Below are 5,405 nucleotides of genomic sequence, written 5' to 3'. Positions count from 1 at the left end.
GCTCACCGACTCGGTCAACGGCAAGAAGAACGACGGCCAGGCCAAGGAACACGTCACCGTCGTCGACGTCGCCCAGCTCCTCCTCGACTCCGTCAAGACGCCTGAACCCGCGGGTGCGCAGGAGAGCGAGGACACCTCGGAGCCGGAACCGGAGCCGGTGAAGTAACCGTTCCGACGGGCGCGTCGAGGCGCCCGCCCGCTGGCGGGGGATGGCAGCGGGCGGGCGCGTACGCGGTGGGGGGCCTACGCATCCCAGCCTAGGAAGTGCCGGTCCCCCTGTCCCCCGCACGCCGCGGAACTTCGAGCTCACGTACAGCGCCGTTCCGGTCCTGCCGCGCGCCCGGAGATCCCCGCGCACTCCCGCGGCTCCTGCCGGACGCGGCCGCCGCTCCGGCCGCCCTGGACCGCAGTTCATGCGTTCCTTGAGCCCGCTCGGACAAGGTGATGCCGCCCGTGCACGTCACCGCGCCGACCGGAATGAAACCAGCCCTATGAGACGCACCCTCACCCACCGTCTGCGCCGCTCCGCCTACGCCAGCCTGGTGGCCTTCGACACGCTCCACACGGGCCGGGAACGCAAGGCACCCGCCGCCCCCGCCCTCTCCTCCGCCCTGCCGCCCCCCGCCCGCTCCGGCCCCCGCCAGGGCGGCGCCCGCGTCACCGAAGCGTGAGCGCGGTCTCGCGGACGACGTGGGACAGCTTCTCCGGGTTGCGGACGTAGTAGAGCCCCGCGATCCGGGCGTCCTCGACCCGGATCGCCATGACCCCGTCGATCTCCCCGTCCAGGCGCACCACGAGGGCCGGGCTCCCGTTGACCACGGCCGGGCCGACGGTGAACCTGCCGGTCCTGGCGCCCGCACCCACTATGAGACGGGCCACCTGGCCGGAGCCCGTGACCGGCCGCAGCGCGGAGTGCTTGACGCCGCCGCCGTCGCCCACGAAGACCACGCCCGGAGCGAGCACGTACAGCAGACCCTTCAGGTCCCCGCTCTCCAGCGCCCGCCGGAACGACTCCACGGCCGCCCGCGCCTCCCCCGGCGCGACCGTACGCCGCGGACGGCGGGCATCGACGTGGCGGCGGGCACGGTGCGCGATCTGCCGGACCGCCGCAGGGCTCTTGTCCACGGCGGCCGCGATCTCCTCGTACCCGGTGCCGAAGGCCTCCCGCAGCACGAAGACCGCCCGCTCGGTCGGCGACAGCGTCTCCAGGACCAGCATCAGCGCCATCGACAGGCTCTCGGCGAGCTCCACGTCCTGCGCCACGTCCGGCGCGGTGAGCAGCGGCTCGGGTAACCAGGGCCCGACGTACGCCTCCCTGCGGCGCGTCACGGTCCGCAGCCGGTTGAGGGACTGCCGGGTCGTGATCCGGACCAGATACGCACGGGGGTCGCGCACCTGCCCCAGATCGACGCCCACCCAGCGCAGCCAGCTCTCCTGGAGGACGTCCTCCGCGTCGGCGGCCGACCCGAGCATCTCGTAGGCGACGGTGAAGAGCAGATTGCGATGGGCGACGAACACCGCCGTCGCCGCATCGGTGGCGCGGTCGCTCACACCCCGTCCCTCCGGGCCGCCTCCGCGCGCACGGCCTCCAGCGACTGCCGGCGCCACGGACCCCCGGGCACGCGGTGCAGACGGTACGAACCCGGCTCGCTTGCCTCGCCCGCCAGGTGCTTGACGATGCTCGTGCAGATCAGTTCCTTGAGCTTGCCCCCGGGAAGGCCGTCGACGTGGAACCACACCGCGACGTCGCGCCGCCGGGAGAACTGGAAGATGCCCGTGCGCCGCCCCAGGCTGATGCACTGCCCCGCGAACACCTGGTTGAGGGGTGAGGGCGTCTCACCCGCGAGACGGCTGAGCACCGTGTCCGCGGCCCGCGCGCCCAGGGGCATCGCGGCCTGACAGCTCATCCGCAACGGCAGCCGCGAGGGCGCCGCAGAGTCCCCGGCCGCGACGATCCGCTCGTCGTCCACGCTCGTCAGCGTCTCGTCCGTGACCAGACGGCCCAGCTCGTCGGTGCTCAGACCGCTGCGCGCGGCCAGGTCCGGCACACCGAACCCCGCCGTCCAGACGGTCACCCCGCCCGGCAGTTCGCGCCCGTCGGCCAGCCGCACCGCGTCCTGCGTCACCGCCGTCACCTCCGAACCGGGGCCGTCGACGACCTTCACGCCCAGCGCCCCCAGCCGCCCCGCCACCGAACGCCGCCCGCGCGCGTGCAGGTACGGGCCGAGCACCCCGCCGCAGACCAGCGTCACCGAACGGCCCGCCTCCGCCAGCTCGGCGGCGGTCTCGATCCCGGTCGGACCGGCTCCCACCACCGTCACCGCCGCTGCGGGCGAGGCGTCGAGCACCGGCCGCAGCCGCTGCGCCTCTTCCAGGCTCGCCACCGGGTGCGCGAACTCGGCCGCCCCGGGCACCGCCGAACCGGCGCTGCCGCTGCCCACCGCGTAGACCAGGTAGTCGTAGCGCGCCGGCCCGCCCGCCGCCAGCTCCACGCTCCGTCCCGCCGCGTCGATCCGCGTCACCGTGTCGACCACCAGCCGCACGCCCGCGCCCAGCACCTTCCCGTACGCGAGGACCGCGTCGTGGGATCCGCCCACCAGCTGGTGCAGGCGGATGCGCTCGACGAAGGCCGGGCGCGGATTGATCAGCGTCACCTTCACGTCGTCGCGCTGCGTCAGGCGGTTGGCAGCCATGACACCCGCGTACCCACCGCCGATCACGATCACCTCGGTGTGTGCGGTCATGGTGTCTCCTTCGTCTCCAGGGGTCCCCCGGGCGCAAGACACCGCGGCACCACCCCCCGTGACAGCATGTGACACACCTCACTCTACGGGGGCCCGGAAGGCGCCCCGACACCGGTCACATCCGCGCCACCCGTTCCGTCAGCGTGATGAAGCAACCGTCCGACGCGAAGGAACGCAGCCATGACGAACGCCCCGGTCTCCCGCATGCCGAACCCCGCCGAGTTCGTGCCCGAGCTGAACGACGTCAGCGCCGCCCTCTTCCGCGCCACCGGCAACCGCTCCGTGCCGCGCACCACCATGAGCCTCGTCCACCTGCGCGCCGGACAGATCGTCGCCAACACCTACCTGACGGTCCTGAACACCGGCTTCCTGCGCAAGGCGGGCGAGACGGAGGAGCGCATCACCGCCGTCTCCTCCTGGCAGGACGCCCCGTACTTCACCGACGCCGAACGCGCCGCCCTCGCCCTGGTGGAAGCCACCCTCCAGCCCGCCCCCCACGGCCGGGAACGCGTCACCGACGAGCTCTACGCCGAAGTGGCCCGGCACTACGACGAGAAGGCCCTGGCCACCCTCACCATCGCGATCGGCCAGATCGGCTTCTTCATCGCCCTGGCCGTCATCGGCAAGCCCCAGCCGGTCACCTCCCTCGCCGAGGAGCAGTGGGCCTGACCGGAGAGCCCCGCGCTCATCAACGCCCGGGGCCGTCCGGGGCGGCGTCGGGCTTCGTGTGGAGGATCTCCCGGGCCTGCTCGGCCGCGCGGGTGATGCTCTCGCTGACGAAGTCGAGGAAACGGGCGATGTTTTCGAGCCGGTTGGCGGCCGGGGTGTCGGCGCCCATCACGGCCACGCCCTGCCGTGCGGTCTCCACGAGGTAGGTGTTGGCGCGGGCGCTGGCCATCATCGCCTCGTACCAGACGTCGTCGTCCACCACGTAGCGCTCGCGGCGGCGTTCGTCGCGCTCCCGGCGGATGAGGCCCTGGTTCTCCAGGTAGGCCACCGCTTTGGAGACGGATGCCGGGCTGACGTTCAGGTGCTGGACGAGTTCGGTCGCGGTGAGGCTGCCGGCGTCGCTGGTGGTGAGGCTGGCCAGCACCCGGGACATCATCTTGGGCATGCCCGAGCCCATGAGGACGGTGGTGAACGTCTCCTGGTACGCGCGCACCGCTTCCGCGTCGCGCCCGTAGGCCTGCGGGGCCTCGGGTGCGACCTGCCTGCGCCGGTGGGCGCGGTGGCCGGTGGCGCGGTGGGCCAGGTCGGCGCGGTAGGCGGTGGGACCGCCGTTGCGCATCACCTCGCGCGTGATCGTCGAGGTCGGGCGGTCGAGACTTCTGGCGATCTCCGCGTACGAGAGGTCGTCGGCCAGCCCCAGTGCGATCTGCTGGCGTTCCTGCTGAGTGAGCCTGCCTCCCGGCATCGCTGTCTCCTTCGTGTCCTGTGATGCCCCGAGTATAGCGTTCACTCCCATCTCATTGCAACGCAAGAGCATCCGACGTTGCGTTAATCAGAAGCCCATTGCAACGATTAATGAGCTCTGACCTGGTAAAATGCAATCAAGGTGCAACAACCGCATTGCCCAATCTGTGAACGCAACGTAGCGTTTCTCTCATCAGAAACAACGAGTTGCAGGAGAGAACAATGCAGAAGTTCGACACCACCGCCCCCGTCTCCGCCGTCCTCGACATCCCCGCCGGCCGCATCCGCTTCATCGCCGCCGACCGGACCGACACCACGGTCGAGGTCCTCCCCGCGAACGCCTCGAAGGGCAGCGACGTCAAGGCGGCGGAGCAGATCGAGGTCGACTACCGCGACGGCGTCCTGCGGATCCAGGCCGCTCCCCCGAAGAGCCGGATCCTCGGCACCTCCGGCTCCGTCGAGGTGACCGTCCAGCTGCCCGCCGGCTCCCGCGTCGAGGCGAAGGCGGCCAGCGCCGAACTCCGGGGCGTCGGACGCCTCGGTGACGTCGCTTTCGACGGCGCACACGGCTCGGTCAAGCTCGACGAGACCGCGAGCGCCCGCCTCACCCTCCTCGCCGGCGACATCTCGGTCGGCCGCCTGGGCGGCCCCGCGGAGATCAGCACGCAGAAGGGCGACATCCGCATCGCCGAAGCCGCACGCGGCACCGTCGAACTGCGCACCGAGGCCGGCGAGATCTCGGTCGGCGCGGCCCGCGGAGCCTCCGCCTCCCTGGACGCCGGCACCGGCTACGGCCGGATCCACAACGCACTGCGCAACACCGAAGGCGTCGCCGACCTGAACATCCGCGCGACCACCTCGTACGGCGACATCACCGCCCGCAGCCTCTAACAGACAAGAAGGGAGCACCCACCATGACTGACGTGGCCATCGCGGCGACCAGCCTCCGCAAGTCCTACGGCGACAAGCTCGTCCTGGACGGGATCGACCTCCACATCCCGGCCGGCACGGTCTTCGCCCTCCTCGGCCCGAACGGCGCCGGCAAGACCACCGCCGTGCAGATCCTCTCGACGCTCATCTCCGCCGACGGCGGTCAGGCCCAGGTGGCAGGTCATGACCTGGCCTCCGACCCGCAGAGGGTGCGGGCCGCGATCGGAGTCACCGGCCAGTTCTCGGCCGTGGACGGCCTGATCACCGGTGAGGAGAACATGCTCCTGATGGCGGACCTGAACCACCTGCCCAAGCGCG

The 5,405-nt window shown here is 71.6% G+C and carries 7 protein-coding genes; 4 read left to right on the top strand and 3 right to left on the bottom strand.

Features of this window, described 5'->3' with window-relative positions; all coding sequences use genetic code 11:
- Positions 1-491 precede the first annotated feature (491 nt).
- A complete protein-coding gene (locus IO30_RS0128840; protein WP_031147732.1) occupies positions 492-671 on the top strand; it encodes a hypothetical protein in 180 nt (59 codons plus the stop codon).
- On the opposite strand, the gene IO30_RS0128835 is transcribed toward IO30_RS0128840, so the two are convergent.
- Complete coding sequence (locus tag IO30_RS0128835) at positions 658-1,551, bottom strand: RNA polymerase sigma-70 factor (protein WP_031147731.1); 894 nt, start codon at positions 1,549-1,551, stop codon at positions 658-660. The genes IO30_RS0128840 and IO30_RS0128835 overlap by 14 nt on opposite strands.
- Positions 1,548-2,744: an NAD(P)/FAD-dependent oxidoreductase gene (locus IO30_RS0128830; RefSeq protein WP_031147729.1), complete on the bottom strand. Its 1,197-nt coding sequence runs from the start codon at positions 2,742-2,744 to the stop codon at positions 1,548-1,550. The genes IO30_RS0128835 and IO30_RS0128830 overlap by 4 nt, the downstream gene beginning before the upstream one ends.
- Positions 2,745-2,924: 180 nt before the next feature.
- Here IO30_RS0128830 and IO30_RS0128825 point away from each other — a divergent pair, with 180 nt between their 5' ends.
- The gene (locus tag IO30_RS0128825) at positions 2,925-3,413 is read left to right on the top strand and encodes a carboxymuconolactone decarboxylase family protein (RefSeq protein WP_031147727.1); all 489 of its coding nucleotides are present in this window, start codon (positions 2,925-2,927) and stop codon (positions 3,411-3,413) included.
- Between the two features lie 19 nt (positions 3,414-3,432).
- Here IO30_RS0128825 and IO30_RS48195 read toward each other — a convergent pair whose 3' ends face one another.
- Positions 3,433-4,158: a GbsR/MarR family transcriptional regulator gene (locus tag IO30_RS48195; RefSeq protein ID WP_031147725.1), complete on the bottom strand. Its 726-nt coding sequence runs from the start codon at positions 4,156-4,158 to the stop codon at positions 3,433-3,435.
- Between the two features lie 221 nt (positions 4,159-4,379).
- Here IO30_RS48195 and IO30_RS0128815 point away from each other — a divergent pair, with 221 nt between their 5' ends.
- Positions 4,380-5,048: a DUF4097 family beta strand repeat-containing protein gene (locus tag IO30_RS0128815; RefSeq protein ID WP_031147723.1), complete on the top strand. Its 669-nt coding sequence runs from the start codon at positions 4,380-4,382 to the stop codon at positions 5,046-5,048.
- Between the two features lie 23 nt (positions 5,049-5,071).
- Positions 5,072-5,405, top strand: a 334-nt coding sequence (locus IO30_RS0128810; RefSeq protein ID WP_031147719.1) for an ATP-binding cassette domain-containing protein, incomplete at its 3' end; no start/stop codon positions are given.

The organism is Streptomyces xanthophaeus (assembly GCF_000725805.1).
GTDB lineage: Bacteria > Actinomycetota > Actinomycetes > Streptomycetales > Streptomycetaceae > Streptomyces > Streptomyces xanthophaeus.
The sequence above is the reverse complement of the archived record's forward strand: the minus strand, read 5'-3'. Positions and strand labels throughout refer to the sequence as shown.